The organism is Shewanella sp. NFH-SH190041 (assembly GCF_024363255.1).
In the GTDB taxonomy this organism is placed as follows: Bacteria; Pseudomonadota; Gammaproteobacteria; order Enterobacterales; family Shewanellaceae; genus Shewanella.
In genome coordinates, this window is the sequence record NZ_AP026070.1 from 3,709,544 (window position 1) to 3,736,314 (window position 26,771).

20 protein-coding genes are annotated in these 26,771 nt (G+C 48.8%); 11 read left to right on the forward strand and 9 right to left on the reverse strand.

Features of this window, described 5'->3' with window-relative positions:
• Positions 1-165: 165 nt before the first annotated feature.
• A complete protein-coding gene (gene metH, locus NFHSH190041_RS16570) occupies positions 166-3,963 on the forward strand; it encodes a methionine synthase (protein WP_261922825.1) in 3,798 nt (1,265 codons plus the stop codon).
• A gap of 34 nt (positions 3,964-3,997) precedes the next feature.
• Here the strand turns inward: metH and NFHSH190041_RS16575 are convergent, their stop codons facing one another.
• From NFHSH190041_RS16575 to NFHSH190041_RS16585, 3 genes are all read right to left on the reverse strand, one after another.
• Positions 3,998-4,135, reverse strand: a complete 138-nt coding sequence (locus NFHSH190041_RS16575) for a hypothetical protein (RefSeq protein WP_261922826.1) — start codon at positions 4,133-4,135, stop codon at positions 3,998-4,000.
• A gap of 464 nt (positions 4,136-4,599) precedes the next feature.
• Positions 4,600-5,310, reverse strand: coding sequence for a hypothetical protein (locus tag NFHSH190041_RS16580; RefSeq protein ID WP_261922827.1), 711 nt, complete (start codon positions 5,308-5,310; stop codon positions 4,600-4,602).
• A 463-nt stretch (positions 5,311-5,773) separates the two neighbouring features.
• Positions 5,774-8,047, reverse strand: a complete 2,274-nt coding sequence (locus NFHSH190041_RS16585; RefSeq protein ID WP_261922828.1) for a DUF1561 family protein — start codon at positions 8,045-8,047, stop codon at positions 5,774-5,776.
• A gap of 693 nt (positions 8,048-8,740) precedes the next feature.
• On the opposite strand from NFHSH190041_RS16585, the gene NFHSH190041_RS16590 reads away from it, so the two are divergent.
• The 7 genes from NFHSH190041_RS16590 (at position 8,741) to NFHSH190041_RS16620 (ending at position 18,283) form a co-directional block, all read left to right on the forward strand.
• On the forward strand, positions 8,741-10,024 hold the full coding sequence (locus NFHSH190041_RS16590) for an exo-alpha-sialidase (protein ID WP_261922829.1): 1,284 nt from the start codon (positions 8,741-8,743) through the stop codon (positions 10,022-10,024).
• A gap of 331 nt (positions 10,025-10,355) precedes the next feature.
• Complete coding sequence (locus tag NFHSH190041_RS16595; RefSeq protein ID WP_261922830.1) at positions 10,356-10,613, forward strand: DUF2999 domain-containing protein; 258 nt, start codon at positions 10,356-10,358, stop codon at positions 10,611-10,613.
• A gap of 105 nt (positions 10,614-10,718) precedes the next feature.
• Positions 10,719-10,967, forward strand: coding sequence for a DUF3297 family protein (locus NFHSH190041_RS16600; RefSeq protein ID WP_261922831.1), 249 nt, complete (start codon positions 10,719-10,721; stop codon positions 10,965-10,967).
• A gap of 418 nt (positions 10,968-11,385) precedes the next feature.
• Positions 11,386-12,573 carry an MFS transporter TsgA gene (gene tsgA / locus NFHSH190041_RS16605; RefSeq protein WP_261922832.1) on the forward strand — a complete coding sequence of 396 codons (1,188 nt, stop codon included), beginning with the start codon at positions 11,386-11,388 and terminating at the stop codon, positions 12,571-12,573.
• 216 nt (positions 12,574-12,789) lie between these two features.
• Complete coding sequence (locus NFHSH190041_RS16610; RefSeq protein ID WP_261922833.1) at positions 12,790-14,814, forward strand: S9 family peptidase; 2,025 nt, start codon at positions 12,790-12,792, stop codon at positions 14,812-14,814.
• Positions 14,815-14,932: 118 nt separating this feature from the next.
• Positions 14,933-15,394, forward strand: a complete 462-nt coding sequence (locus NFHSH190041_RS16615) for a DUF4920 domain-containing protein (protein ID WP_261922834.1) — start codon at positions 14,933-14,935, stop codon at positions 15,392-15,394.
• Between the two features lie 681 nt (positions 15,395-16,075).
• On the forward strand, positions 16,076-18,283 hold the full coding sequence (locus tag NFHSH190041_RS16620; protein ID WP_261922835.1) for an FUSC family membrane protein: 2,208 nt from the start codon (positions 16,076-16,078) through the stop codon (positions 18,281-18,283).
• Positions 18,284-18,385: 102 nt separating this feature from the next.
• Here NFHSH190041_RS16620 and NFHSH190041_RS16625 read toward each other — a convergent pair whose 3' ends face one another.
• From NFHSH190041_RS16625 to mltC, 3 genes are all read right to left on the reverse strand, one after another.
• Entirely contained in the window at positions 18,386-19,144 is a 759-nt protein-coding gene (locus tag NFHSH190041_RS16625) for a helix-turn-helix transcriptional regulator (RefSeq protein ID WP_261922836.1), read from the reverse strand.
• A gap of 31 nt (positions 19,145-19,175) precedes the next feature.
• Positions 19,176-19,712 carry a YbhB/YbcL family Raf kinase inhibitor-like protein gene (locus NFHSH190041_RS16630; protein ID WP_261925164.1) on the reverse strand — a complete coding sequence of 179 codons (537 nt, stop codon included), beginning with the start codon at positions 19,710-19,712 and terminating at the stop codon, positions 19,176-19,178.
• A 221-nt stretch (positions 19,713-19,933) separates the two neighbouring features.
• Positions 19,934-21,172, reverse strand: a complete 1,239-nt coding sequence (gene mltC, locus NFHSH190041_RS16635) for a membrane-bound lytic murein transglycosylase MltC (RefSeq protein ID WP_261922837.1) — start codon at positions 21,170-21,172, stop codon at positions 19,934-19,936.
• A 225-nt stretch (positions 21,173-21,397) separates the two neighbouring features.
• Between mltC and yjjX the strand changes: the two genes are divergently transcribed.
• Positions 21,398-21,922, forward strand: a complete 525-nt coding sequence (yjjX, locus tag NFHSH190041_RS16640) for an inosine/xanthosine triphosphatase (RefSeq protein WP_261922838.1) — start codon at positions 21,398-21,400, stop codon at positions 21,920-21,922.
• 91 nt (positions 21,923-22,013) lie between these two features.
• On the opposite strand, the gene NFHSH190041_RS16645 is transcribed toward yjjX, so the two are convergent.
• The gene (locus NFHSH190041_RS16645; protein ID WP_261922839.1) at positions 22,014-22,355 is read right to left on the reverse strand and encodes a hypothetical protein; all 342 of its coding nucleotides are present in this window, start codon (positions 22,353-22,355) and stop codon (positions 22,014-22,016) included.
• A 94-nt stretch (positions 22,356-22,449) separates the two neighbouring features.
• Positions 22,450-22,644 (reverse strand): YheV family putative zinc ribbon protein, encoded by a 195-nt coding sequence (locus NFHSH190041_RS16650; protein ID WP_261922840.1) that lies wholly within the window; start codon positions 22,642-22,644, stop codon positions 22,450-22,452.
• 122 nt (positions 22,645-22,766) lie between these two features.
• Here NFHSH190041_RS16650 and NFHSH190041_RS16655 point away from each other — a divergent pair, with 122 nt between their 5' ends.
• Both NFHSH190041_RS16655 and NFHSH190041_RS16660 read left to right on the forward strand, forming a co-directional pair.
• On the forward strand, positions 22,767-24,686 hold the full coding sequence (locus NFHSH190041_RS16655) for an ABC transporter ATP-binding protein (RefSeq protein WP_261922841.1): 1,920 nt from the start codon (positions 22,767-22,769) through the stop codon (positions 24,684-24,686).
• A 44-nt stretch (positions 24,687-24,730) separates the two neighbouring features.
• Complete coding sequence (locus NFHSH190041_RS16660; protein ID WP_261922842.1) at positions 24,731-25,177, forward strand: TIGR02444 family protein; 447 nt, start codon at positions 24,731-24,733, stop codon at positions 25,175-25,177.
• On the opposite strand, the gene NFHSH190041_RS16665 is transcribed toward NFHSH190041_RS16660, so the two are convergent.
• Entirely contained in the window at positions 25,161-26,759 is a 1,599-nt protein-coding gene (locus NFHSH190041_RS16665) for a GMC family oxidoreductase (protein ID WP_261922843.1), read from the reverse strand. The two genes, NFHSH190041_RS16660 and NFHSH190041_RS16665, sit on opposite strands and share 17 nt — an antisense overlap.
• Positions 26,760-26,771 lie beyond the last annotated feature (12 nt).

A 26,771-nucleotide genomic window follows, 5' to 3' on the forward strand; every position in this document is an offset into this window, starting at 1 on the left:
CCACAAACACTTGCTCCAACAAGGACAGGCTGGCTATGATAACAACAAGACCAAATAGACGTCTAAACATCTAAACGGCTTATCTTGGTGTTTTGCACTGCAGTGACAAATCACCATCACGGTCAGGATAAAGGCATCACAAACCACAGCTTACAGGATGTAAACATGGCAGCAGTACAACAGCCCGCTACCCTTCTCAACCTCAAACACGCCAACGACTCGGCTGATAATGCTGTGGGGTGTCGACAGAGACAAAGCCGCACCACAGCGCTACATGCCGCATTAAAACAGCGTATTTTGCTGCTTGATGGCGCGATGGGGACCATGATCCAGCAGCACAAGCTGGAGGAGGCCGATTACCGTGGCGACAGGTTCAGCGATTGGCATTGTGATGTCAAAGGCAACAATGACCTGCTGGTACTGAGTCAGCCACAGCTTATCAGGGATATCCACAAAGAGTACCTGCTGGCAGGCGCCGATATTCTGGAAACCAATACCTTTAACGCCACCACAATCGCCATGGCTGACTATGATATGCAGTCGCTATCGGCAGAAATTAACCGCGAGGGCGCCCGCCTTGCCCGGGAGGTGGCAAATGAGATCACCGCCAAAACCGGTATTCAGCGCTATGTGGCCGGGGTGCTTGGCCCTACTAACCGCACCTGCTCCATCAGCCCGAATGTCAACAACCCGGGCTTTCGTAATGTGCACTTTGATGACCTGGTCGAGGCCTACACCGAGTCCACTACAGCACTGATTGAAGGTGGCGCCGACATCATTTTGGTGGAAACCATTTTCGATACCCTCAATGCCAAAGCCGCGCTGTTTGCCATTGAAGGGGTGTTTGACGCTCTGGGCTTTAAACTGCCGGTAATGATCTCAGGCACCATTACCGATGCCTCGGGCCGCACTCTGACCGGCCAGACAACTGAAGCCTTCTATAATTCGCTGCGCCATATAAACCCAATCAGCGTGGGGCTTAACTGCGCGCTGGGGCCAAAAGAGCTGCGCCCCTATGTAGAAGAGCTGCACCGCATCAGCCAATGCGCCATTTCCGCTCACCCCAATGCCGGGCTGCCCAATGAATTCGGCGGCTATGATGAAACGCCCAAGCAAATGGCGGAAGTGATCAGCGAGTGGGCCGAGGCCGGTATGCTCAATATCGTTGGTGGCTGCTGTGGTACTACCCCTGAGCATATCCGCGTTATCCGCAAGGCCATTGATCACTTTGCTCCCCGCATCGCGCCGGATATCCCGGTTGCCTGCCGCCTCTCTGGTCTGGAGCCCTGCACCATAGAAGCCAACTCCCTGTTTGTGAACGTGGGTGAGCGCACCAATGTCACCGGCTCAGCGCGCTTTTTGAAGCTCATTAAAGAAGGCATGTATGAAACCGCGCTGGAGGTCGCCCGGGATCAGGTGGAGAACGGCGCGCAAATCATCGATATCAATATGGATGAAGGCATGCTCGATGGCGTGGAGGTAATGACCACCGTCCTTAATTTGATTGCCTCTGAGCCGGATATCAGCCGGGTTCCTGTGATGATTGACTCCTCCAAATGGGAAGTGTTGGAGGCCGGCCTTAAGTGCATTCAGGGCAAGGGCATAGTCAACTCTATCTCGTTGAAAGAGGGCGAGGAGATCTTCATCAAGCAGGCCAAGCTGATTAAACGCTATGGTGCCGCTACTATTGTGATGGCCTTCGATGAGACAGGTCAGGCCGATACTCGCGAGCGCAAGGTGGAGATCTGTACCCGCGCCTACAATATTCTGGTCAATCAAGTGGGCTTCCCGCCGGAAGATATCATCTTCGATCCCAACATCTTTGCCATTGCCACGGGTATTGAAGAGCACGACAACTATGCGGTGGACTTTATCGAGGCCACGGCTGAGATTAAGCGTACCTTGCCCCACGCCATGATTTCCGGTGGCGTCTCCAACGTTTCATTCTCCTTCCGCGGCAATAATCCGGTGCGCGAAGCCATTCATGCAGTGTTCCTGTACCACGCCATTAAGGCGGGGATGGACATGGGCATTGTCAACGCAGGTCAATTGGCGATTTACGACGATATCGATAGTGAGCTGAAAGAAAAGGTTGAAGCCGTGGTGCTTAACCTGCCCTGCCAGGTGGCAGACTCTTCCAATACTGAGCAGTTGCTGGAGATAGCCGAAAAGTACCGTGGTGATGGCAGCGCGGGGCCTAAGAAAGAGGACCTTGCCTGGCGCGAGTGGCCGGTCAATAAACGTCTGGAGCATGCACTGGTCAAAGGCATTACCGAGTACATAGATAGTGACACCGAAGAGGCCCGTCAGCAGGCAAGTCGCCCGCTGGACGTGATTGAAGGTCCGCTGATGGATGGCATGAATGTGGTAGGCGACCTGTTTGGTTCAGGCAAAATGTTCCTGCCTCAGGTGGTGAAATCCGCACGGGTAATGAAGAAAGCTGTGGCCTACCTCAATCCCTTCCTTGAAGCTGAAAAAGCTGAAGCCGAAAAGGAAGGAGGCCAGAGCAATGGTAAGGTGCTGATGGTCACGGTGAAGGGCGATGTGCACGATATCGGCAAAAACATTGTTGGCGTGGTACTGGCCTGTAACGGCTATGAGGTGATCGACCTCGGCGTTATGGTGCCGGTGGAGAAAATCATTGAGGTGGCCAAGGCGGAGAAGGTCGACATTATTGGTATGTCGGGTCTTATCACCCCAAGCCTGGATGAGATGGTACACAATGTAAAAGCCTTCACCCGTGCAGATCTAACCATTCCCGCCATTATCGGCGGCGCCACCTGCTCGAAAATCCATACCGCGGTGAAGATTGCGCCCCATGCCCCCCATGGCGCCATCTATATTCCAGATGCCTCCCGTGCCGTGCCCATGGTCAGTAAGCTGATTAACAACCAAAGCCGTCAAGCCACCATAGATGCTATCTATGCGGAGTATGACGAAATGCGGGAAAAGCGCCTGTCTCAGGCCAAGCGCAAAGAGATTGTCTCCATTGAAGTGGCGCGGGAAAACCGGTGCCAGCTGGATTGGCAGACTCACTCGCCATTTAAACCAAAGCAGCTGGGCATTCAGGTATTTGACGACTACCCGCTTGAAGATCTGGTGAACCGTATCGACTGGACGCCATTCTTCCGCGCCTGGGAGCTGCATGGTCATTTCCCGCGGATTTTGGAAGATGAAGTGGTGGGTGAAGAGGCCCGCAAGCTATATGCGGACGCTAAAGTAATGCTGCAAACCATCATTGATGAGAAGTGGCTCACTGCCAAAGGCGTGATTGGGCTGTTCCCAGCCAATACCGTTCACCATGACGATATTGAGCTGTATACCGATGAGTCTCGCTCAGAGGTGCTGATGACCACTCACCACCTGCGTATGCAGATAGAACGTGTCGGCAATGACAACTTCTGCCTGGCGGACTTTGTCGCTCCCAAAGACTCAGGCGTGGCCGACTACACCGGCGGCTTTGCAGTGACTGCGGGACATGGCATTGATGAGCATCTTGAGCGCTTTGAAGCCAATCATGATGACTATAACGCTATTATGCTCAAAGTGTTGGCCGACCGTCTGGCAGAGGCGTTTGCCGAGCGCATGCACGAGCGCGTGCGTAAAGAATTCTGGGGCTATGCCGCCGAAGAAAACCTGGATAACGAAGCGCTTATCCGCGAGAAATACAAAGGCATACGTCCGGCACCAGGTTACCCGGCCTGCCCAGATCACACAGAAAAGGGCCTACTATGGCAGCTACTTAAGCCAGACGAGCGCATTAATTTAAGCATCACCGAGAGCTTTGCCATGTACCCGACTGCTGCAGTGAGTGGCTGGTACTTCGCTCACCCTAAATCCCGCTATTTTGGCGTCACTAATGTGGGCAGAGATCAGGTTGAGGATTATGCCGCCCGCAAAGGAATGAGTGTGAGTGAGGTGGAGAAGTGGCTGGCGCCAGTGTTGGATTATGATGTGGAATAAAAGTGACTCTGAGTCATCAGGTTCTTTAATCACTCTATCGGGGATAAAAACCAAAGCTCCATTGCGCGGCTTTGGTTTGTTGGGCTGGCGCCCAACACTGTGCTGTTAAACTCGCTGTCACAAAATAGCGGGAAACAGGCTGCCAGCCAATCAGTGGCTGTGGCTTTCGCATATCCCCACCTGTGACACGCTGCAAGTACATCCCTGTAAGCTCGACGACAGCAAATACGTCCCTGTAAAAGAGCCAGTTCGATATCCCTATCTCTCGTTTGTAATCACATGGCTTTGCCATACTCACCATGCTGTCGACGGCCACAGGCGGGGATATGCCAGAATTGGTGTTGTCTTAAAATGTAGTGTTATGCCTGTCCTGATTCTGTGTTGGCAAATTTCCAAGCTTCCCCCGTACTTGTCCAATCCCTTCTAGCAACTCCGGACGGGGACCGATGGAATCAGCCCCCTTCGTGTAACTAAGAAAGGAACATAAGCTAATTTGACTCTAATACAGATAATGTCATGTTAAAGAGTGAGCAACACAATACCAAAGCAACCGCATTCTTCCTTCAACACAAAACCAATACATAGTGAAAATACCACGCGTTGCGAATCCATCTTGAACATTTGTTAAGCGATTTTTCAATGAGCCACTTCTTTTACGACGAATTCGTAAAATTTAACGCCTTTGTCGTTTATAAATGCTCCACCTAAGTCGCCTACGTATGAACCTCCGGATGGCAACCTTAACAAACCAGACATTGCTAATGATTGAAAGTCAATTTCAGCACCTTTAGTCCAAACACTTCGCTTGTCTTCTTCTGAAGAAGCTGTATCCATACGAATTTTGTAATCGTAAAACTCTTTAAGTGTTTCCAACCCTTCAAATGGGTGGATTTGCTCGATACTAAACAAGAGCGAGTTGTACTCACGAATTGTAAATCTCTTGAACTTGAAAGTTTCGACAAACAATTTTCCTAGTAACTTCGCTTTCATTTCATTGTGATACCGATCAATGTAAACCATCGTATTTTCAATTATTTCATCAGTAACAGATGGCACATCCACGGCTTGACCAAGTAGAGCCATATCATTTCCAGTGAAGCTTTCAAGATTTACTTGTCCAATGAAACTTGAAAATTTCTTCATAAAAGCGGCACTTTGAATGGAGTTTTTTACGCCGATTGCAGTACAAATCCATTTAATAATTGGGATTTCTCTGAGAAGCTCTTGGTCTTTTGCTACCGTTTCAAGCACATTATCGAGACTCATTTCAGAGATATCAGCCCAAAATTCTTTTGCATTGTTTGATACTAGCTTTGAAACAAGGCTGTTATTTTTCTTATTATTCATAACTTACTCCGCCGCCTAACGTATGACATGGATTCCCCTACTTGCCAGAGCTTCAACACTGAGGTGTCACTCAAACTCAGGAGAGAGCCATGTCCAGTCCTATTTGTTATTACAGTGTCAATCAAGCTAAACACCGCCTCAGAATTCATAACATTGATAATAAAGCCAAAGTTATTTTTCACAAATCAGTTTCGCACCGCAAGCTTTTTGAAAGATATTTAAAGACAGTCACATCTTTTTAAACTTCAGCAATCCTTGGCAGAGCTTTAGGTTGTGATGGCTTTACTACCATCATTCGTAGTTAAAAAAGTAAGCCCCCCCTAGTGGCAATTGTTAGATGTTCAATACAATAAAAAGTAGGTTGTGTGCACAATTCCTTTTGCCTTCTTAATAACAAAAAAGACAGGAAATCCTGTCTTTTTTATCACCCGATAGTGAGGTGAAATGTGAGGCAAAATCGTTGTTATGGTGCGAGCCATCTGAAGCATGCGCCACCACTTTGGCAGCGATTCGCTGCGCGGCATGCTTTGGCATTATCGTAAGCGTAGTAATTTCTCCATTGCCAACCTGTGCCACTCCATCCTAAGTGCTGGCACTGGCCGGCATCCCACGGTCTGGTATTCCAGCGATAACATGCACCGCCTTGGTTACAGCGATTAACCCGTTCACAACGTTGCTTTGTGGTATACCAATAGGCGGCACGCGCGCCATTCCACATCCATTTACCATTGATCCATTGCAAATGTTCACAGCGGCCGTTGCTGGGCGGCACAGAATGTAGCAATGGCAGACTGGTCTGAATGGCATCCTGATTAGCCAGCTCACCATCATTTTCTACCACTGAGTGTTTTGGCGTTGCGCATTCGTGCCACTCTCCTTGTTCACTAAGGCAAAAACCATAACGCCGCAAGGTATCGAAATTATCTGTGCCTTCGGTTTCAAAACCAGATGACGTGTATAACCGTCCCCAGTTAACTGAGTTTTTCAAATTGGCATACAGGCGGTTACCGTTTAAGTCTTTAAAATGCACTAATGTGATCGGGGTTGAGCCATCATCATTGATCAATGACCACTTTAAACTGTTTTTAGTATCACTTGGGTAGGCTAAGCAGTTTTCCCATAGCGCCCAATCCCAAGAGCTGGTGCCATAAGCAACCTGATTAGATCCTAAACAGGTTAAACTGTTGCCGAATGACTGAAATGCACGCCCATAGTATTCCAAGCGAACAAGCCGTTTATTGTCATCGTCATAATAAGTTCTATTCAGGTAATTAATATTGGCATTATTATTTTGTGCGGTTGGATAATAACGCACATTACTTTGTTCAAAGTTCATGCCTATCTCAAACCAATTAGTGATTTCCTTTGAGGCATCAACAAAGAATCTTGATGGCATTCTCCCCGGGACCAGCACATGATCAAAACCACTATTATCTTTGCTCATCACGCCATAAAAATCTTTATCTTGAATATAAAGGGAAGGATTTTGCTGTGAATACAGGCGACCTTTACTGATAGTCCACTTTTGATAAAGATTAGCGCGGTCACAAGGCCAGAGTTGTACCCAATCCCATTGACTGCTGCCGCCAACAACATTTTCAGGGGCCGTAATACACATAGGAATACCGAAATCATCTTGTGGAAACGCAATTTGCCCACTTAAGGTAAACACGGCTCTTTGTGATATCGCGCTGTCACTACAATTATCGAGATAAAGGTATGTACGCGTGGCCAGTGCCGATGGCGTGCGCGCATTAGCTGGACGCAAGCAATATTCCGCCCCAGTATGGGTGCGAACCACAAGTTTACTGATGGTTGTTGGCAGTTGATCCGCGGTCACCTTTTTCACCGCATGCTTAGTGTAATTACAATGGGCAGCCGGTGGCGCAGCATTTGACGTATTATCGTCGATACGCAATCCCTGTTCATCAACGCCTGAGGCTCCCACACCAGCACAGTGAGTAGCATAGAGAGCTAACGCCGCGATGCTGGCAATGACCGGCTCTAGCTCTGTCGGCTCATACCCTAAGGCAGATGCGTTTTCCATGGTATCTCCCAGCATCGGATTCAGCACCTGACGCACCGGGCGCGGCGGGGCAATATAATGTGGATTTTCAACAACAGACCCAGGGCGGGTATCCGCTACATAACCATCAGCATCAATACTGAAGACATAACGGCTCGCGCGGACAATTTGCTGCACTGGAATACCATGTTGAATAATCCACTCATCAAGACTGCCATGATCATGTAATAGTAAACGCGCCAATCGCCTTGACTCAGGATCATCTGAATCTTCAACCGTTCCCCTTAACATCCAACGCATATCATAGGCATGCTGGGTTGGGGCCATCTGATAAATCCAATATGCAGGTAGCTGCATAACATCAAAACGAAACCGGCGAACAATCTCATTACCGAGATATCCATTCACCACCCCCGCCACAGAACCTGCCACAGACACCCAGTCAGAATTGCGCTCCCCTTCTTCTGCTGGCGCACAGCTATGGCCTGCGGCGTGACGAAGTGCACTCTCATCCGGGGTAACGCCCCGGGCCTGAGCCCAAGTTGAAAAACCTGGCCCAACGACACTAGCATCACCAAAAATCATCAATGGAGGGCGTTCATCAGCGCGGTAAAAATACTCTGGCGGGTCAGGGGCGTCATCTTCTGCTCGCAGCCCCAAAGAGAAAAAAATTATTTGAAATACAACAATTAAGATAGTTATATATTTCACGGCTAGCACTCTTTTTGATAAATTGCCCCGTGGGAATATTTAACATTAGCGAAACATCATTAGCAACAACTAATCCTAAGCATGGCCCGAAGCCATTCTAACCCAGACCTAATACAGCCCGAGGTTTAGATAACGCAGATCTGATAGTAAGAATATGAACAAGCTATTGTGCCGATAACCGCGATGACAAATAGCAAACACTGATTGTGCAATAAAAGTGGTATCTATGGGGCTAACGAGCTGCTGCAGATCATCTGCTCAGCCTGTACGTGGACAAGGGCGACAAGGGATAAATGAAAAGGCCATTGCGCTTTAATTGAAGGATATCTCTATCGCATTGTATGTACGAGGTAATCACTTATCTTCGTCAGCATATCCTGCCACTTCTATCACCTACGAATAGAATATCTCACCACAAACTATTGCTCCAACTTTGTTCACCCTCTACGCTTTAGTTAATCTAACAGGTAGCAGCACTATTTATCTGAAATCACCCAGAATAACCATATCAACGTCCTGCAAGCTGTCAGCTGGGAAAATAAAAATAATGAATATATTCAAATAAATATATTGAAAGCATCGTTAAATTAATAAATAAAACGCCCGTAAACACACAGGATTAAATGTTAAAACAGCCAAATATCATCACGTTATAAACAATCTCATCGAAGCATTCTGAATAAGGAGCATAAAATGAAGGTTAAGTCTTATTTTTTGTTATTACTGTTCCCGAGTGTACTGTCGGCTAATACGACTGAACCCACCATTGAAAGCAATCAGCTAAATGCAGACAAAGCCTTTACTACCCGGGTATGGACTGCAGATTATCTCGGACAATATCGCATTCCATCCTTATCAGAAACCAAACATAAAATTCTGCTGGCCTTTATTGAGAAGCGGGATCGGCAGGGTGATCAATCTGGTAATGATCTGGCGCTCAAACGTAGTTTAGATGAAGGTAAAACTTGGGGGAGTGAACAATTAATTTATGCTCAGGGTAATGATTCTATTAACAACCCTACCGTAGTAGTTGCTGATAATAATCTTATCACCATCATGTTTAATGTTATTCCCAAAGGCTATTCACTATTTTCAAATCTACCTAAAGGCTCGACCATTATTAAAGTTAAAGTGATGTACAGCAGTGATAATGGTGCCAGTTGGACAGATCCTATCGATATAACAGATAAAGTTGTGGCCCCTGACAGTTACTTAGTGAATGTTGGACCGGGCAACGGGGTAGCAATCGCTAATGGTCAATTCGCCGGACGAGTCGTAATGCCATCCTATGCAAAATATTCCCCGGGGCGGGATATTTCCAAAACCTATGCCTTATCAATTTATAACGACCGCATCTCGGAATTTATGGTTAATCCCGGCCAAAACTTGACTCAGCAACAAGCACTGGAATTAAGCGAATTCTGGGAAATCGGAAATACCAACAGCAGAAGTTTAGCCAATGAAATCGCCATCACTGAGTATGGTTTCAACGGTAAACTCTATTATCTCGCCCGGCAATATCAGGATAAGTCGGCTGGAGGCACTACCTATGATTCATCCTTTAATGGTGGATTTGACTGGCAAGCGAGAAATAAACAAATGTCTACGTTCCCATTTCGTACCCAGTCAGGGCTAGCCAAATTTGAAAGCGCCGATGCGCTGACCAACACCTATGTAATGACCACCCCAGTGGGCCCGTGGCGCTTCTCCAAAGGCCGAACTGATGGTCGCATTGTCGCCACCAAGCATAATGTGTTTGATAACCTCTCTTGGGTTGGCTCCAGATATCGCATCATCACTGACAGATTTTTTTCCAACTCCTCAGCCACCAAAATTTTTAGCCAATATTCACCCCAGCGCGTGGGCGTACTCTATGAAGGGAATGTCTCCAAAACGGAAAACAAGGTTGATTTTATCAACTTTTCCAGCATTGATTTAAATTACGTTCGCAGTGGCAAAAGCTACCGACGGCCATAATCTCAAGCAGATAACTTCACGCTTAGTTGCGCAGAGTCAGTTGACGTATTGCCACGGCTCTGTTCACTTTTATGATTATTCCACCCTATGGCTACAGCCCAACACTCACCAGCAAACTGTTAAACAACAAATACAATACTAATGCCCCATAAGCTTATTTTTACCGATCACAGTGCAGGAGCGCCAGCTCCCCAAGTTAACCACAACTGTCAGCCTAGCAACTATGGGATAACGCTACAGGTGAATTTATCTTTTTATGATATGCCTCTGGCACTTACCAATGGCAATGCTAGAATCGGCCTCTGACCCCATTGATCTTTGAGGATGCACTGTGAACCCGATTATTACCCTGTTAAAAGAGCACCATATCAGTGACGAACAAATCCAATCACTGTTTCAGAGCCTGACAGACAATCCGCTGATGGCTATGGCAACCCTGAGCCAACTGGGAATTCCCGCTGATAAAATGCAACAACTGATGGCGATGGTGATGCAGAACCCTGCGTTGATCAAAGAAGCCGTTGAAGAGCTGGGACTGGACTTTGCCAAAGTGGAAGCTGCTAAAGCCAAACTGCAACAAAACGCCTGATTTAAGTCGGCTTACGATTATGCTCCCGACCAGATGGCATATGCTATTGAGCCGGGGGCTACCATTGCCTACAATAGCCGCCTTTTTACTCATAGAAATAGACTTATGAACGCTACGACTTCTCAACCGGCACTGCCGGATCGCCTGTCAGTTAACCCTCGCAGCCAGTACTATGCTGCTGAATATTTTGAACACGATATCGGTATCAAAATCAACGGCAAAGAACGCTTCGACGTTGAAGAATACTGCATTAGCGAAGGCTGGGTTAAAGTGGCCTCCCGCAAGGCATTAGATCGCCGCGGCCAACCACTGATGATGACAGTAAAAGGTGAAGTAGAAGCTTTCTACAAATAAGCCTGACTGACCGACTCATCTGTCGGCAGACCCCGTCTGCCGCTTATCTTCATAACCTACCGCTATCTCTAATATCACTTTATACCCTTTACGCCTATCAACAAGCTCCCCCGCGACTGGTTCGTGCATAAAATAAAAACTCTGCCAAAACAGTCATAAAGACAGAATTGCTGACGTCACTAGCAAACGGCATTTCCTACCAGGCAATACAAATTGTTACAATGGCGATCAAAGTCGCAGATTTAACCGCCATAACTCCCTAGGATGTCAGCCGGTTAAGCGGTCCCTTTATTAGTTGATTCGCGCAAAAAAGCACCAATAAATTCTTACAATAACTGATTGGCTAGCATCATGTTTATCCAGTCTTCGTACCCTGTGCTCTGTCTAGAATCCAATTTAACACTACACAGGAAATGCCATGATAAACCGTAATCGTACGCTGCTGACATGGATCAGTTTTCTATCCTATGCCCTGACCGGGTCACTGATCATTGTGACCGGCATGGTGATGGGTAACATTGCCAGCTATTTCAACCTGCCTATATCCAGTATGAGTAATACTTTTACTTTTCTGAACACGGGTATTCTGATCTCTATTTTTCTTAACGTTTGGCTGATGGAAATTGTGCCGCTGAAACGTCAGTTAAGCTTCGGCTTCCTGCTGATGGTATTGGCCGTACTGGGATTGATGTTCGGCAAAAACCTGGCCATCTTCTCTGCCTGTATGTTTATCCTCGGGGTTATCAGCGGGATCACCATGTCAATTGGTACCTATCTGATCACCCATGAATACCAAGGTAAACAACGCGGTTCCCGTCTGCTGTTCACTGACTCTTTCTTCAGTATGGCCGGGATGATTTTCCCAATTATCTCTTCTCGTCTGTTGGCGCACCACTTTGAATGGTATTGGATTTACGCCTGTATTGGCCTGATTTATCTGGCTATCTTTGTGCTGGCTCAAATCTCTCAATTCCCAGCTTTAGACAAAAAGCCTGCTGTTACAGAACAAGCTCAGGAAAAAGAGTCTTGGGGACTGGGGGTTGTCTTCCTGTCGATTGCCGCGCTGGCCTATATTCTGGGTCAATTAAGCTTTATCAGCTGGGTACCACAATACGCGACAGAAACACTGAAAGTCTCTCTTGATAGCGCAGGTAATATGGTGAGCTACTTCTGGGGCGCTTACATGCTGGGAATGTGGTTCTTTAGTGCCGTACTGAAACACTTTGACCTGCAACGCTTTGTGATGGTTCTGGCCGCACTGGCTACCGTACTGATGTATTGGTTCAATGTGGATACCAATCCTCAGCATATGCTGTACGTCATTGCTCTGCTGGGCTTCTTCAGCAGTGCCATTTACACCACTATCATTACTCTGGGCTCACAACAGACCAGAAACGCATCGCCAAAACTGGTCAACTTTATCCTGCTGTGCGGTACCATCGGTACCATGTTGACCTTTGTGGTTACCAGCCCAATTGTGAAGCATTTCAGCTTCCATGCCTCACTGGTAACAGCAAATGCCTTGTATGCTCTGGTATTTGTCATGTGTCTGCTGACCGGCTTTGTGACTAAACACCGCATTTACGGTCACGCCACCAGCCATTAGTTGCTAAGCGCCTGCTGGCACAATAACGCCACTTGTTTGATACCAAAGGCTCGCCATTCGGCGGGCCTTTTTTATCCCTAACGTCAGCCAAATTGCTACACAATGTAAACGTATCAATTTCATTCATAGCCTTTTATCAACATAGCTGGATATACTCCTTGACGATGATTTTCCAATTAAAACAAGTACCCAAATCATACCCAAGGAGAACCACTCGTGAAGAAAGTTGGTATTTCACTGCTGTGCGCCATGCTGCCGCTGGCCTCTGCTGTGGCAGAAGAAAACAAGCCACTTTCGGTTGATGTGCTGTGGCAACTCAATCGTATCGGCAGTCCCATTATTTCCCCCGATGGCGAGCAGATTATTGCGCCAGTGACCCAATACAATGTCGATACAGATAAAGGCGCAACCCAGCTGTATCTGTTCAATGAAGATGGCAAAACCCAGCGACCACTGACAGTGGTAGGCATGCGAGTCAGTGAGCCGGTCTTCTCTCCCGATGGCAAGACCCTGGCCTTTATCAGTAAGCGTAATGATGACGAAGCTGGTCAGATTTATCTGCTGCCCATGGATGGCCCTGGTGAAGCCCAGCGCCTGACTGACGTGCCAACCGGTGTGTATGGTATCAAGTGGGTCGGCGAGCATATTTACTTTATCAGCCGCATCTACCCGGGCCAGAACTGGGATGAGATGGGTGAACAACTCAAAGCCGATAAGGATGACAAGGTATCGGCCCAGCAGTGGAATGCCCTGCCTTATTCTCATTTCGACCACTGGCTGGATGAGAACAAGCAAGCCCATGTTTTTCGTATTGCGGTCAAAGGTGGCGAGGTTGAAGCCATTACCCAGCCACTGAATATTGAGTTACCCCGTGCCTACCAAAGCGCTAGCAGCTATGACATTCACCCAGATGGCAAGCAAATTGCCTTTAACGCCAATGGTTGGGAAAACCAAGTTGACCCTAATATTGATATCTTTCTGGCCACAATCGGCAGTAACAACGCTGTTAACCTGACAGCAGAAAACCCGGCGCCGGATGCCAGTCCACAGTTTAGCCCTGACGGTGATACTTTAGCTTATACCCGCCAACGGATCCCCGGCTTCTACGCCGATACCGCCAATCTGGTTCTGGTGGATTTAGATGACAACAGCAAGCAAGCGATCACCACGGACTGGGATCGCTCTGTGTCTAGCTGGACTTGGAATGAGGACAGTGATGGTTTTTATGCTGCCATTGATGATGCAGGCACCAGTCGGCTATATAAAATTAGCGTAAAAGGTAAGGTAAAAGCTATCACCCAAGCCACCAACTTCGGCAAACCGGCAATAAGTAATGACGGCACCTTAGTTGCTACCAATGACAGCTTTTTGTACCCCGCTCGCTTAGTGAAGGTCAATCCCCGTAACGGTAACACCACCCGTTTAGACACCTTTAACGATGACATCCTTAAAGATGTGGATATGGGCAGCTATGAGTCGGTGACCTATAAAGGCTACAACGGCGATGATATTCAGATGTGGGTGCACTACCCCCCAGGCTTTGATAAGCAAAAGAAATATCCGCTGATGATGCTGGTACACGGTGGGCCGCACAATGCCATCACCGACGGCTTCCACTACCGCTGGAACGCCCAAACCTTCGCGTCTTGGGGCTATGTCACGGCTTGGCCTAATTTCCATGGTTCCAGTGGTTTTGGGCAAGCATTTGCCGATTCCATCAACCCGGACTGGAAGAACAAGTCACTGGAGGATGTGCTTAAAGCCACCGAGTGGTTTGCAGCCAAGCCCTGGATTGACTCAGATCGCATGGTAGCCGGTGGTGCCAGTTATGGCGGTTACTTAACATCCATCATTCTGGGCAGCCAGCATCCCTTCAAAGCCCTGCTGATCCACGCAGCTGTGTATAACATGTACTCACAGATGGCGGCAGACTTTGCAGTGCACGCCACCCGCTTTGGTCACTACTGGGAAAAGCCAGAAATTTATCAGGCCATTTCACCCCATTACTTTGCCGGAAACTTTAATACCCCGACATTGGTTATTCATGGGCAAAAGGATTACCGCGTCCCTGTGGGGCAGGGGTTTGAACTATTCCGCACCCTGCAAAGCCGAGGGGTGGAATCACGCATGATTTACTTCCCAGATGAAAACCACTGGATTATGAAACCCAATAACTCCATTTATTGGTATAACCAAGTAGAAGACTGGATGACAAAATTCGCCGCCCCAGGTGGGCGCTGAAATTAACTTAGGTCAACAACAGCCGGATGCAGTAAGCATCCGGCGTTATACACTCAGATCAACAGACTCCCCCTGCGACTTGGGGAAATAGATCTGGCTCGCAATCAAGGAAATGATCATGAAACCATTACTGCTCTGTCTGGCTACCCTGTGCGTCAGTGGCTCAGTGCTCGCCGCCCCGTTACAGTTTGGTACTGGTGCCGATGACAGCAAGCTTACCCCAATATCCCAAGTACTGGCCGATCCCATCCCCTTTTTAACTCAGCCTGTAACAGTAAAGGGCACCATTGTCGGAGTCTGTGAAAAGCGCGGCTGCTGGGTCAAACTGGCGTCGGATAAACGCTTCCAACAGCTGAGAATTAAAGTGAAAGATGGTGACATGGTATTTCCCCTCAGCACCAAAGGTCGTGATGCCCTGGCCACCGGCACACTTCAGCCACTGGAATATGATTTAGATACCACCCGGCGCATCTTGGCCAATAATGCCCAACAGCAAGGGGAAACATTTGACCCCGCCAGTGTGACAACTGCCATGACGGTATATCAGTTGGTACCAACCGGAGTCACCATCCTTGACTAACATGCGGATAAGCAAGAGAAACACACGCCGACGTCCTATCAACTGGTTCCGACTCACCCGCAGCTTACATCGGGACATCGGCTATTTCTGTATTGGCATGACGTGCGTGTTTGCGGTATCCGGTATTGCGGTTAATCATCTGGATGACTGGAATGCTAATTATGTAATATGACCTTGCTTACTGGCAGGTATTCTTGTCCCGCTGGGCTACATCTTGATCTGATATATCGCTATCTATGATGACGACAGAAATAGGATATTGAACTGTAAATGTCCCTTTCCCAACATGGTATCACTGTAGTTACTAACAAAGTTATCAACAGGAAGATAAAGCGACTTTTACCGCAAAAAACCTAAAACTTTATACTTAAAAATAAACACTTAGTCTGTTTTTATCCCCAAATACAAATCTGATAATTCTTCTTCAACCCAGCAAATTAAACATTTTATTAACATTTAACTTTTACTCTCTCACGACGGGATATAACAACACACAACCTGTGCATGAAATCACTTCTGAGTCGCACCTCCGCAACCAGGCTGTTATTTCATCCCGATAACCCAATACCAACCTGAAACTTTGTTCATCATCACAATAAAAATACGCAACAAAATAAGTTTAAGGGTATGAATATTAGTAACTTATTTAATTAACTTCGACACCATCCCCATGAGGGGCACATGCAGGCGTTTCTATCAATGACGCCGCGAAAAACCTTGATCGATGATAAAATTCAGAGAAATTTCTCCAGTCAATTGACGGCTATGAATCCATTGCGTCCCCGTCTTAATCACTGGCGACAGATATATCGACTATTGCACCACCCCGCATTACGTTATGTGCTTAATCTGCGCGCCAATATTGCATCTTTAAGTTTTATTACCTGTTCGCTACCCCTGTTTCTGATGGGGCAAGTCACTACAGGTATTGCCCTGTCACTGGGCAGTATTGCCTGTGGCTTAGCCGATACCGCCAGCGTCAGCCGCCACCGGGTGATTGACTTCGTTATCACTCTGGGGCTGTTTTTCCTCAACAGCTTGGCGGTAGTGCTGCTGTTTAGTCATACTGCGGCTTTCGTGGCCTATATTGGACTGAGCAGCTTTTTCCTCTTTATGCTGGCACTGTATTCTCCTCGGCTTGGTGGCATCGGTTTTGCCACCATTTTGTTGGGGATCTACACCATGATCCTGCACAGCCCCACCCTGTCTATCTGGCATTTACCACTGGCATTGTCGATTGGCGCTATCTGGTACGGTTTGTGGCAATGGCTGGCAAATCGTACCTTACCTGGCCAGGAAGACCGGGATCTGCTGTATGAAATTTTCCAGTCCCTTGGACGTAAACTGCAATCCCATGCCTGGCCGTTGACCCACAGTGGCGACTACAACACCTTTGTGGAAACCGCACGGCTGCGGGCAGTTTATAGCGCTAAATTTAATGCATTGCAGAACCGGGTTAACCAACAGCTATCCGCCGGGGAAAACCGCCCTGAGCTGGGGCGGCTTCTCAGTGCGATGAAAGCAGCTGACAGCGTATCTGAACAAACCCGGCTGATGCACTTTACCCCCAGCCCGGCATTTCAAATCGCCCACAGTGACTGGCTCGAAAAAATTGATCGCCTGACCCGAGAGATGGCTGAAAGTCTTCGGAGCATCAAACCTGGCAATAGTGGGTTTACCCTGCCAGACATCGACTTTACTGCGCTGCGTCAAGCACCGGAAGATGACAGCTTTCGCCGCGAGAGCCTGCTGGCACTTGGCTTTATTGATAAGCTGGAATTGATTTATATCGCGCTGGCGGAGCTGAAAACTGACTCAGTGCATATCTGTCGGCCCCATCCAGCGACAGATAGTGGTGCTCATCATTGCCATTTTTCCTGGCGAACACCCGCAATGCTGTGGCAGCGCTTTATCAGTCAGATGACGCTGGATTCCAGTTATTTTCGTCATGCTTTACGGGGGGCATTATGTCTGACCGTCGGGCTGATTATTGTGCGCTGGTATGATTTGGAATTTGGCTTCTGGACCCTGATGACCAGCCTACTGGTGCTACGCCCAAACCTGTCAATGACTTGGTCGCGACTGTTACACCGACTGGGCGGTACCCTTTCAGGGCTGGCCGTGGTAGCACTAATGCTGCACTGGCAGGTACATAGCCTGACATTACTGCTGGTGTTCTGTCTTGCTGCAATTGTGTTTTTCCATACCTCCGCCCGCCAGTATGGCATTAGCGTTTTTTGTGTGACCCTGTTTGTATTTTCCGGTTTTGCCCTCAATGGTCAGGGAAATATTATCTTGCTGCCACGACTGGAAAATACCCTACTGGGAGTCGCGCTACCGATTATCTTTGTGTTTTTTATCGCCCCGGGCTGGCAAAAACATGCCTTCCCCAGCCAACTACTCAACACAGTGAATGGTTATCTGGGATATCTGACAACACTAAAACAGCAACTGCAATCTGGTAGTCAGGCTGACGCGGCGTTACTAGAAGAAAATTTCCGGCTCTGTGTGCGTAACGATACCAACCTGTTTGATCACTGGCTGGGTTATCTGGCGGAACCCAGACCCCGTAACAAAACCTCAGAAGCCATTGTACTGTGCTGCCGCAGCTCCAATATTATGCTGCGTTTACTCACCCGGCTGCACCATGGTCCCAGAGATAACAGCATGGCATTACAACAGGCTCTGGATTTGACCATCAGTGATTTTACGCACCTGCTTGAAGGGTTGCAGCGTAGTCATACTTCACCACACTTCTTTGATTATCTGAGTGATCATCAGGCAGAAATTACCCCTAAGCTAAAAGAGTTGGAACATCAAAGCGGTCAATTAACTATGATTGATATCCTGCATTATCTGCGTCAGGAAGTCGAAATCCTTGGCCGCTGATGCTAGATGCTAGATGCTAGATGCTAGATGCTAGATGCTAGATGCTAGATGCTAGATGCTAGCCAAGTAGATAAAAAAATCCCCGCTACACAGGGGATTTTTTTATAGGGTCTGGCGATACTGTTTTGGCGTTAGCCCAAACATTTGTCGGAATCTGGCACTGAATCGCGCCTCAGACTGATAACCACAAGCCAAAGCAGTATCCAATGCCGAGTAATCCTGTTGTAACAGGGACAAGGCATGCATCATGCGGATCCGAGTTAACAATGGCCGAAACCCAGTTTGCTGCGCGGCCAACTTGCGTGTCATGGTGGCACGGCTCATATGAAAGGTGCGGCAGACTTGTTCTAATTGATAATCCCGTCCCGGCTCGGCAGCAAAATAGCGGCTAAGTTTATCCACCAATGACTCACGGTCAGCCGGAAACAAGCCTCCCAGTGCGCCATGGTGCCGCAATTGCGCATAAAAACCCTGCAGCAAATGTTGTTGCGCACTGTGACACAACGTGGGCATCTGATATAAGGTATCGAAATACCAACTCAGAGTCCCATCCACTGCCAATATTGGCGGGGCTGAGGCGATATCAGCATAGTCCCCTGCTGCCATTTCCGGGGGAGATAACAGCCCTAAAGTGCGGGAGGTAAATTGCCCGGCGCTGGGTTCATTACTGAAGGTTAAACTGGTGCCAGCTGGCACCAATAGCCAGTGGCTAGCAGTGAGGGTTAAGGTCTGCTCTTGCCACCACAATTGTTTTGCGCCTTTTTCTACCCAAATCAATGTTGGCATATGGATAAACACATTCCGTAGTGACTGGCGAGCACGGCCACTAAAGCGGCCGGGAAGAACCAATTTTTGACTCATAACACTCCTCAGCGCCACCGCATTTAAGCGCTTATTGCCCCTTGTTGGTATAAGTGGCTGTTAACTTAGCATGGGCTAAAGATTTTGCCCGCAGCATATAGCCCACTAACGCAGCAGAGGCATTATCCGGCAGTGCTAACTTAGCATCGGGCAATGCCCAGACGGTAAATTGATATCTGTGCATACCATCACCTGCAGGAGGGCACACGCCACCAAAACCCTGCCCGCCATAGTCATTGGTTAACTCATCAGCCCCTTTGATATGGCCGGATGCACCACGTTTTAGCGTGGTCGTTTTTACCGGAATATTCACTACCTGCCAATGCCACCAGCCACTGCCGGTCGGCGCATCTGGATCAAAAGCCGTCACCGCATAACTCTTGGTGCCCGCTGGTGCCCCCTGCCAACTCAACTGCGGAGAAAGGTTACCGCCACTACAACCAAACCCCTGATAAACAAAGGTGTCAGCCATCGGGCTGCCTTCCTGAATATCCCGACTGGTCAGTGTCATGGCGCTGGCTGTCAGAGGCAAAAGCCCCAGTAGTGCAATCAGTGTCATTTTTTTCATCATCAATTCCCCACATCCTATTCTCGTTACCCATGCTAAGCCCCGTAAGCATTTAATTGACTAAGCAATCACTATCTGGCCGGCGTCAGCGCGTGAAATAAGTGTATCCAAGCTTTTGGTGATAAACGGGCACAAAAAAGCTCATTTACCCAACCCAAGTCCAGATAAATGAGCTTTTGCGTAGCATCACTGTCAGTGCAAATCAGCACACTGTCTCAGGGTCAGTAATGCCCTTCATTAAATGCTTTTTCATACCGCACCACTTTTTTCAGATAATTGCGCGCTTCAGCTTTAGGGTGCTTCTGAGTCAACGCCCAATAGACTTGTTTGGGTTGCAGCGAATTTAAATCCCGCATCGCCCTTGCTCTATCATGGCTAAACGTCTCCAATACCCCTCCAGCACCGCCGTTATATGCCGAGATCATCGAATAACTCAGCACAGTGGCATTGCGAATATCCTTAAAATAACGGGTTTTAAGTATGTGGAAATAGGCCGCACCAGTATCAATGTTATTGGCTGGATTAAACAGATACCAACGGTTAGGGCGTCCCGGCTTGTGCTTAATCAGCTTAAAGACATCTGCCCCGGCCGTCTTAGGCACAATCTGCATCAGACCAAATGCACCAGCATCACTGACCGCATAAGGGTTAAAGCTGGACTCAGTTTTAATGATGGCATAAAGCAATGCTTCATCAATGCCATATCGACGGGAAGCTGCCTGAATTAAATGCGCATACTGATATTCCCGCTGCGCCAGATGATCTTTCACCATATCAAATTCAACATAATAAGCATTGCCGTGCTTCAGCGCTTTATGCTGGAGTTTATGGTCAATCAGATAATCAGCATAACGGTTAGCACGCCACTGCCACTCGATAAATTTACCATCATGATCCCGCACCTGCCCTAGCAGAAACGGTTTACCATCCAGTGGCACACTCTTATCGGTAAACAGCTCCACCTTAGAGGGATCAGACGGCAGTAATAAAGTTTCGATAATGGCTTTTTGCAGTCGAGCCTTGGGCTGATTCGGGTCTATGGTACTGACCCAGATTTTTCCCTTGTCAAAATCAATATGGGCCCGGGTACGGTAACCATCCAGATACTTCACATACTGGTGCTTGCTAGCCTCCATGTAGTTATCTGAACCCCACTCATGTTTAACTCGCTTGGAAAAATGCTTAATCAGCGCTTCAAACGCCTGATGTTCCGGAGGGGACTCAGGATGATACTGCTGGATGACTGGTTCAGATACGACCGGATGAAACACAGGTTTTGGGGCTACCGGAGGAATATACACAGGGGCATAAGCGTCAGGTTTTGGTTTCGGCTTAGGCGGAATATATGGCTCGTTATAAATGGTTTGATGACTAACCGGTGCAGGGGCCACACACTGGACTGGTCGCTGTACACAGGATGACAGTACTAACGCGGCTATCAGGGGAAACAAAAACTTCATGGGGAAGGACAGTCAACACCTTACTTGAGGGACACAGCTTATCAAAAGCGACCCCGGGAGTAACAAAGTGAAACCCGAGGCGGATTTCCCATTCTCAGCGTTGAAAATCCCTGCATCGCAAGTGAAATCACTGATGAGTAAATGAAATATCCATAATGTGTGAATCCGGTAGAAACAGTGCCGGACAAAGCGGGTCATCATACAATCTTTGTCTGCGGATTCATTATGAAACATGTCATTATCGGCTCAACGACCCAAGCGAAAATTGATGCCACCCGTGATGCCTTCGCCCAGCTGTACCCCCATGAACAATTTATCTATACCGCATTAAAAGTACCGACAGGAATACGTCCTCAGCCCATTACCCCGGAAGAAACCCTGACCGGGGCCTGTAATCGGGTGCACAATGCGCGGGTCAATCGCCCAGATGGGGATTTTTATGTCGGTATTGAGGCCGGACTGGATGGCGATCTCACCTTTGCGTGGTTAGTGGTTGAAGATCAACAAGGGCTACAAGGACGAGCAAAATCAGCCGGTTTCCCCTTGCCTCCCAGAGCCATGGCCAAATTAGCTCAAGGCGCTGAGCTAGGCAATTTACTCGATGAATTATTTCATAAACACAATGTGAAGCAGATGGGGGGCGCCATTGGAGAATTAACCGGTCATCGACTATCCCGGGCCAGCACTTACCGGGACGCCATGATGCTGGCCTTGATCCCGCTGAACCATCCAGATCTGTATCGCAGCTGATAAGGCTTTGCCTAGAGACTTGTTATGATTGCTGGCACACCTATGCCGAACAAAAGACAAAAACGCCGGCATAGGCCGGCGTAGCCAAACATTATTTCTCTATTGATTCACGGGCTTTACGGGCCGCATCTTCAGTCCACTGCAGTGCGCCTTTGGCCATATCTTTGGCACCACTCCAAGCACCCTTTCCTTCTTTATCCGCATGATCAGCCATAGAATCTTTGGCTTTATCCAACATATCTGCGCTGGCATCCTTACCTTCTTTCAACCACTCTTCCCCAGAAGACTTACCATTTTCCCAGGCTGTAACCGCGGTCTCCTTGATGGCCTCGCTGGCCTGATGCGCTTTTTCCTGAACATCCTGCCAAGACTGCGCCTGGGCTGACACACTGGCCAACACCAATAATCCCATCAAAAAAATCTTACTTTTCATTGCATAGTATCCTCAAATCCGACACATCATTTTAGCGATACCTGATACGCTTGTTCAGCTTAATTTATCTTTATGCACATTTATCCATGAAGACTTATTGGCGAAAAATTCCAATCACCTCACCGCTAGCTTGTTCAGCCACAGGTTTATCCACCTGTTGCTCGTGATAATCACATTCAGTGCAAGCTACTGTCTCTACGCCGTTATCCTGGTACAGATAAACACTGTCTAATGCTTGGCAGCCCGGGCAGCGGGCTCCAGCCACAAAACGTTTTTTATTTCTGCTCATACGCTCTTTTCCCTGTTACTGTCTGTCACCCAAAGCATTGGCGCGATCCTTTCCCATCTTATCAGGGATACGTTATTATGCCGCCCTGTTGATTACCCCATCCAGCCAAGACTGTAAAATTCATGATCACTATTAGCGATGCAGAACTGATCCGCGGCAGCAAAACCCTGCTGTCCGAGACTTCCCTGACTATTTATCCCGGCCATAAAGTCGGCCTGGTCGGTGCCAATGGCACCGGAAAATCATCCCTGCTTGCCCTGATCATGGGTGATATTGCCTTGGATAAAGGGGAAATCAAACTCCCCGCCGCTTGGGCAATTGCCTCCGTAGCGCAGCATACTCCAGCACTGGATACCCCGGCACTGGAATATGTGCTTGACGGTGACAGGGAGTTTCGTGAGCTTGAAGCGCAACTGGCCGAGGCGGAAAGCCGTAACGACGGTAACGCCATTGCCACACTGCACGGTAAGCTTGATGCCATCGGTGGCTACAGCATCCGTGCCCGTGCCGGCGCCCTGTTAGCCGGTCTGGGCTTTGCCCAAGAGCAACAAAATCAACCGGTCAGAAGTTTCTCCGGTGGCTGGCGCATGCGCCTGAACCTGGCTCAGGCACTGCTGTGCCGCTCCGATCTACTACTGCTCGATGAGCCAACCAACCACTTAGATCTGGACACCATGTACTGGCTGGAAGGCTGGATTAAATCCTATCAGGGCACCTTGGTGCTGATCAGTCACGACCGGGATTTTATCGACGGTATTGTTGATGAGATTGTCCACTTAGAACAACAGAAACTGAACCATTACAAAGGTAACTACAGCGCCTTTGAGCGTATTCGGGCCGAACGCATGGCGCAGCAACAGGTCGCCTATGAGCGGCAGCAAAAAGAACGCGCCCATATGCAGTCATTTGTTGACCGCTTCCGTGCGAAAGCCAGTAAGGCCAAACAGGCCCAGAGCCGACTGAAAGCACTGGAGCGCATGACTGAACTACTGCCAGCTAAAGCTGATTCTCAGTTCACCATGGCCTTTCGCCAGCCTGATGCTCTGCCCAACCCATTGATTAAGATGGAGCATGTTTCCGCGGGTTATGGTGATAAAGAAATTCTAAAAAAAGTGCAACTCAACCTAGTTCCGGGCGCTCGTATTGGTCTGCTGGGACGTAACGGGGCCGGTAAATCGACGCTGATCAAACTGCTAGCTGGAGAAATTCAGCCGATGACAGGCCTGTATGAACCCAACCCCGGGCTCAATATCGGTTACTTTGCTCAGCACCAAATTGATTTTCTGCGGATGGAAGACAGCCCACTGCAACATCTGGCACGGCTAGCCCCGGATGCCAGAGAGCAGGAGTTGCGGGACTTTCTGGGCTGCTTTGGTTTTAACGGCGATATGGCACTGGCCAAGGTCAAGCCTTTCTCTGGCGGTGAAAAAGCCCGGCTGGTACTGGCCCTGCTCGTCTGGCAAAAACCCAATCTGCTGTTGCTTGACGAACCAACCAACCACTTGGATCTGGAAATGCGTCACGCCCTGACCATGGCGATGCAAAGCTTTGAAGGTGCCATGGTGGTGGTCTCCCACGACCGACACCTACTGCGGTTATCCTGTGATGACTATTATCTGGTGGATAAGGGTGAAGTGCAGCCATTTAATGGCAACTTAGAAGATTACCACCAGTGGCTACTGGATGCGGCCAAAGCTGCTCGCACAGAACAGGAAGGCGATAAAACTGATACCGCCAAACCTCAGGTAGATAAAAAACTGCAAAAACGGCTGGAAGCTGAACTGCGGCAGAAATTGTCCCCCCTGAAAAAGCAGCAACAAAAGCAGGAAAAAGCACAGCAAGAATTCAATGACCGGCTGAGTGAAATTGAACAAATGCTGGCCGATGCCCCCATCTATGATGCAGAAAATAAAAGCAAACTGACAGAAATCTTGCAGGAACGGACAAAATTAAGCCAATCTCTTGAAGAAAGTGAGATGCAATGGCTTGAACTGCAGGAGTCGATCGATATGATGGAACAGGAAGCAGGTTTACTGCTGTAGTCGGCATTTAGCCGGTTGTTAACTCTTTCCTGAAAGGAGTCCGTGTGGATACTTTCGATCAACGTCTCTGGCAAACTTGTGAAGCTCAATATGCCAGGCACAAGGATCTCTGCCTTGAACTGCAAAATAAATATCAGATCAACGTGAACCTGCTACTACTAGCATGGTATCTGGATGGTCAGGATTCGGGACTGGAACCTGAGCAATGGCAGGGATTAACTGACACGATTCAAAGCTGGGAAGACAGACTATTGACCCCATACCGGCGTCTGCGCCAACTGGGGAAGCCCAACATGACTGAAGATGAGTATCAAAAGATGCTGGATGTGGAACTGACCCTGGAGCGTAAAGCCCAGCAGATGATTCTGCGACAATTAAACCAGCAGGAGATCCATCATCCTAGCCACAATCTGCGTAACTATCTGGCCCTGTTCAATCTGGATGAAAACAGTGTGGCTGAGCTAAGTGCTGATGCTAGCCTGTTAGCTTAGTTAAACTGTCCGCCAGCAATGTGGCATTGCGGGCGCACAGACCATAAATACTCAGCTGGGGGTTCGCCCCCAGACTGGTTGGAAACACTGAGCCGTCAAATACGGACAGATTATCCAGATAATGGCTGCGCCCGTGACTACTCACCATCGCTTGCTGGCGATCCTCCCCCATAGGGCAACCGCCCATCACATGAGCTGATGCCACCACAGTTTTCAGTGGGGCTAACCCCAACTGACTGATTTCCTGTTTTGCCTCACGCCATGAAGCATAATATCCGCCGCCCTCAGCAATCGGCAGCACCTGTCTGGCTCCGGCAGCAAATTGCAGTTCTGCCATTCGCAGCAGCGCATGTCTGGCCGCCTGCCAGAAGGCTTCTGTAAGCGGGTAATCCAGCACAATACGGCCATTGGGTTGTAATATCACACTGCCTCCCGGCGCATCGGCGCTAAATCCATCTCGCATCAGAGCAATGGTTACCTGCAGATGATTCATTTGCTGCATCAACGCCGCATGGCTGCGGCCATATCCCACAGTTTTAGACGCCAGTAATACGGGGTGTACCGGCGGCACTTCCAGCTTATAGCCCAACTCACCGCTGACGCCATCACGCCAGAGGAACTGATCTGAATATATGGATTGGGGCGCGCCACTGTGGGCATTAATATTATCATCAAATAAGGCGCCACTGAGCACTGACGGGTGTAAGAATGTTCTCCTGCCAAGAATGCCGTAAGGATCTGGTAACCAAGAACGCAACATCAGCGCCGGAGTATGGATAGCACCCCCGGCCAGAATATAGTGACGAGCCTTTAGCACCACATTAATCCCCGTCGGTGTCAGGCCGTCACTGAGCGCCTCGGCGCGAATGCCGTATACGGTGCGACGATGATGCTCTATCTGCACCGCCTTTACCTGACTCAGCAAGGTCCCGCCCCGGGACAACATCGCCGGGATGGTGGTGATTAACATAGATTGCTTTGCATCTACCGGGCAACCCATGCCGCAGTATCCGGTATTCCAGCAGCTGGTGACATTGCGACGAATCGGCGTCACATCCCAGCCCAATGTTTCACAGCCTTGTGCCAGCACCCGGTTATTGGCATTAGGCGCAAGCGTCCAAGGACGGATACTCAGGCGCTGCTCCATCTGTTCAAACCAAGGCTGCAAACTGGTTTCGGAGATACCCTGCACGGACTTTTCCGCCCGCCAATATTCCAGCGTCTGCACCGGTGTGCGGATAGACGTGGTCCAATTAATCGTGGTCGAGCCCCCTACCGCCCGGCCCTGAAAAATACTGATGGCTTTATCTTTGGTTTGCAGTGCCCCGGCTTGCTGGTACAGGTTGGGATAGGCGTGACGCTCCTCCATGTCGAAATCCCGCGAAGACTTCAGCGGGCCGGCCTCGACCATTATCACGGTTAAGCCTGCCGCCGAGAGGATCTCGGCCGCGGTTCCGCCCCCGGCACCACTGCCAATAATCACCACATCCGCTTCCAGCACAGTATCTTGCTGCAATTGGCTGCCACGGATATGGTGCCAGCCCTGTTTCAGCCCCTGCTCAATGGGATCGATACGGCTCATAGTGCACTCCTT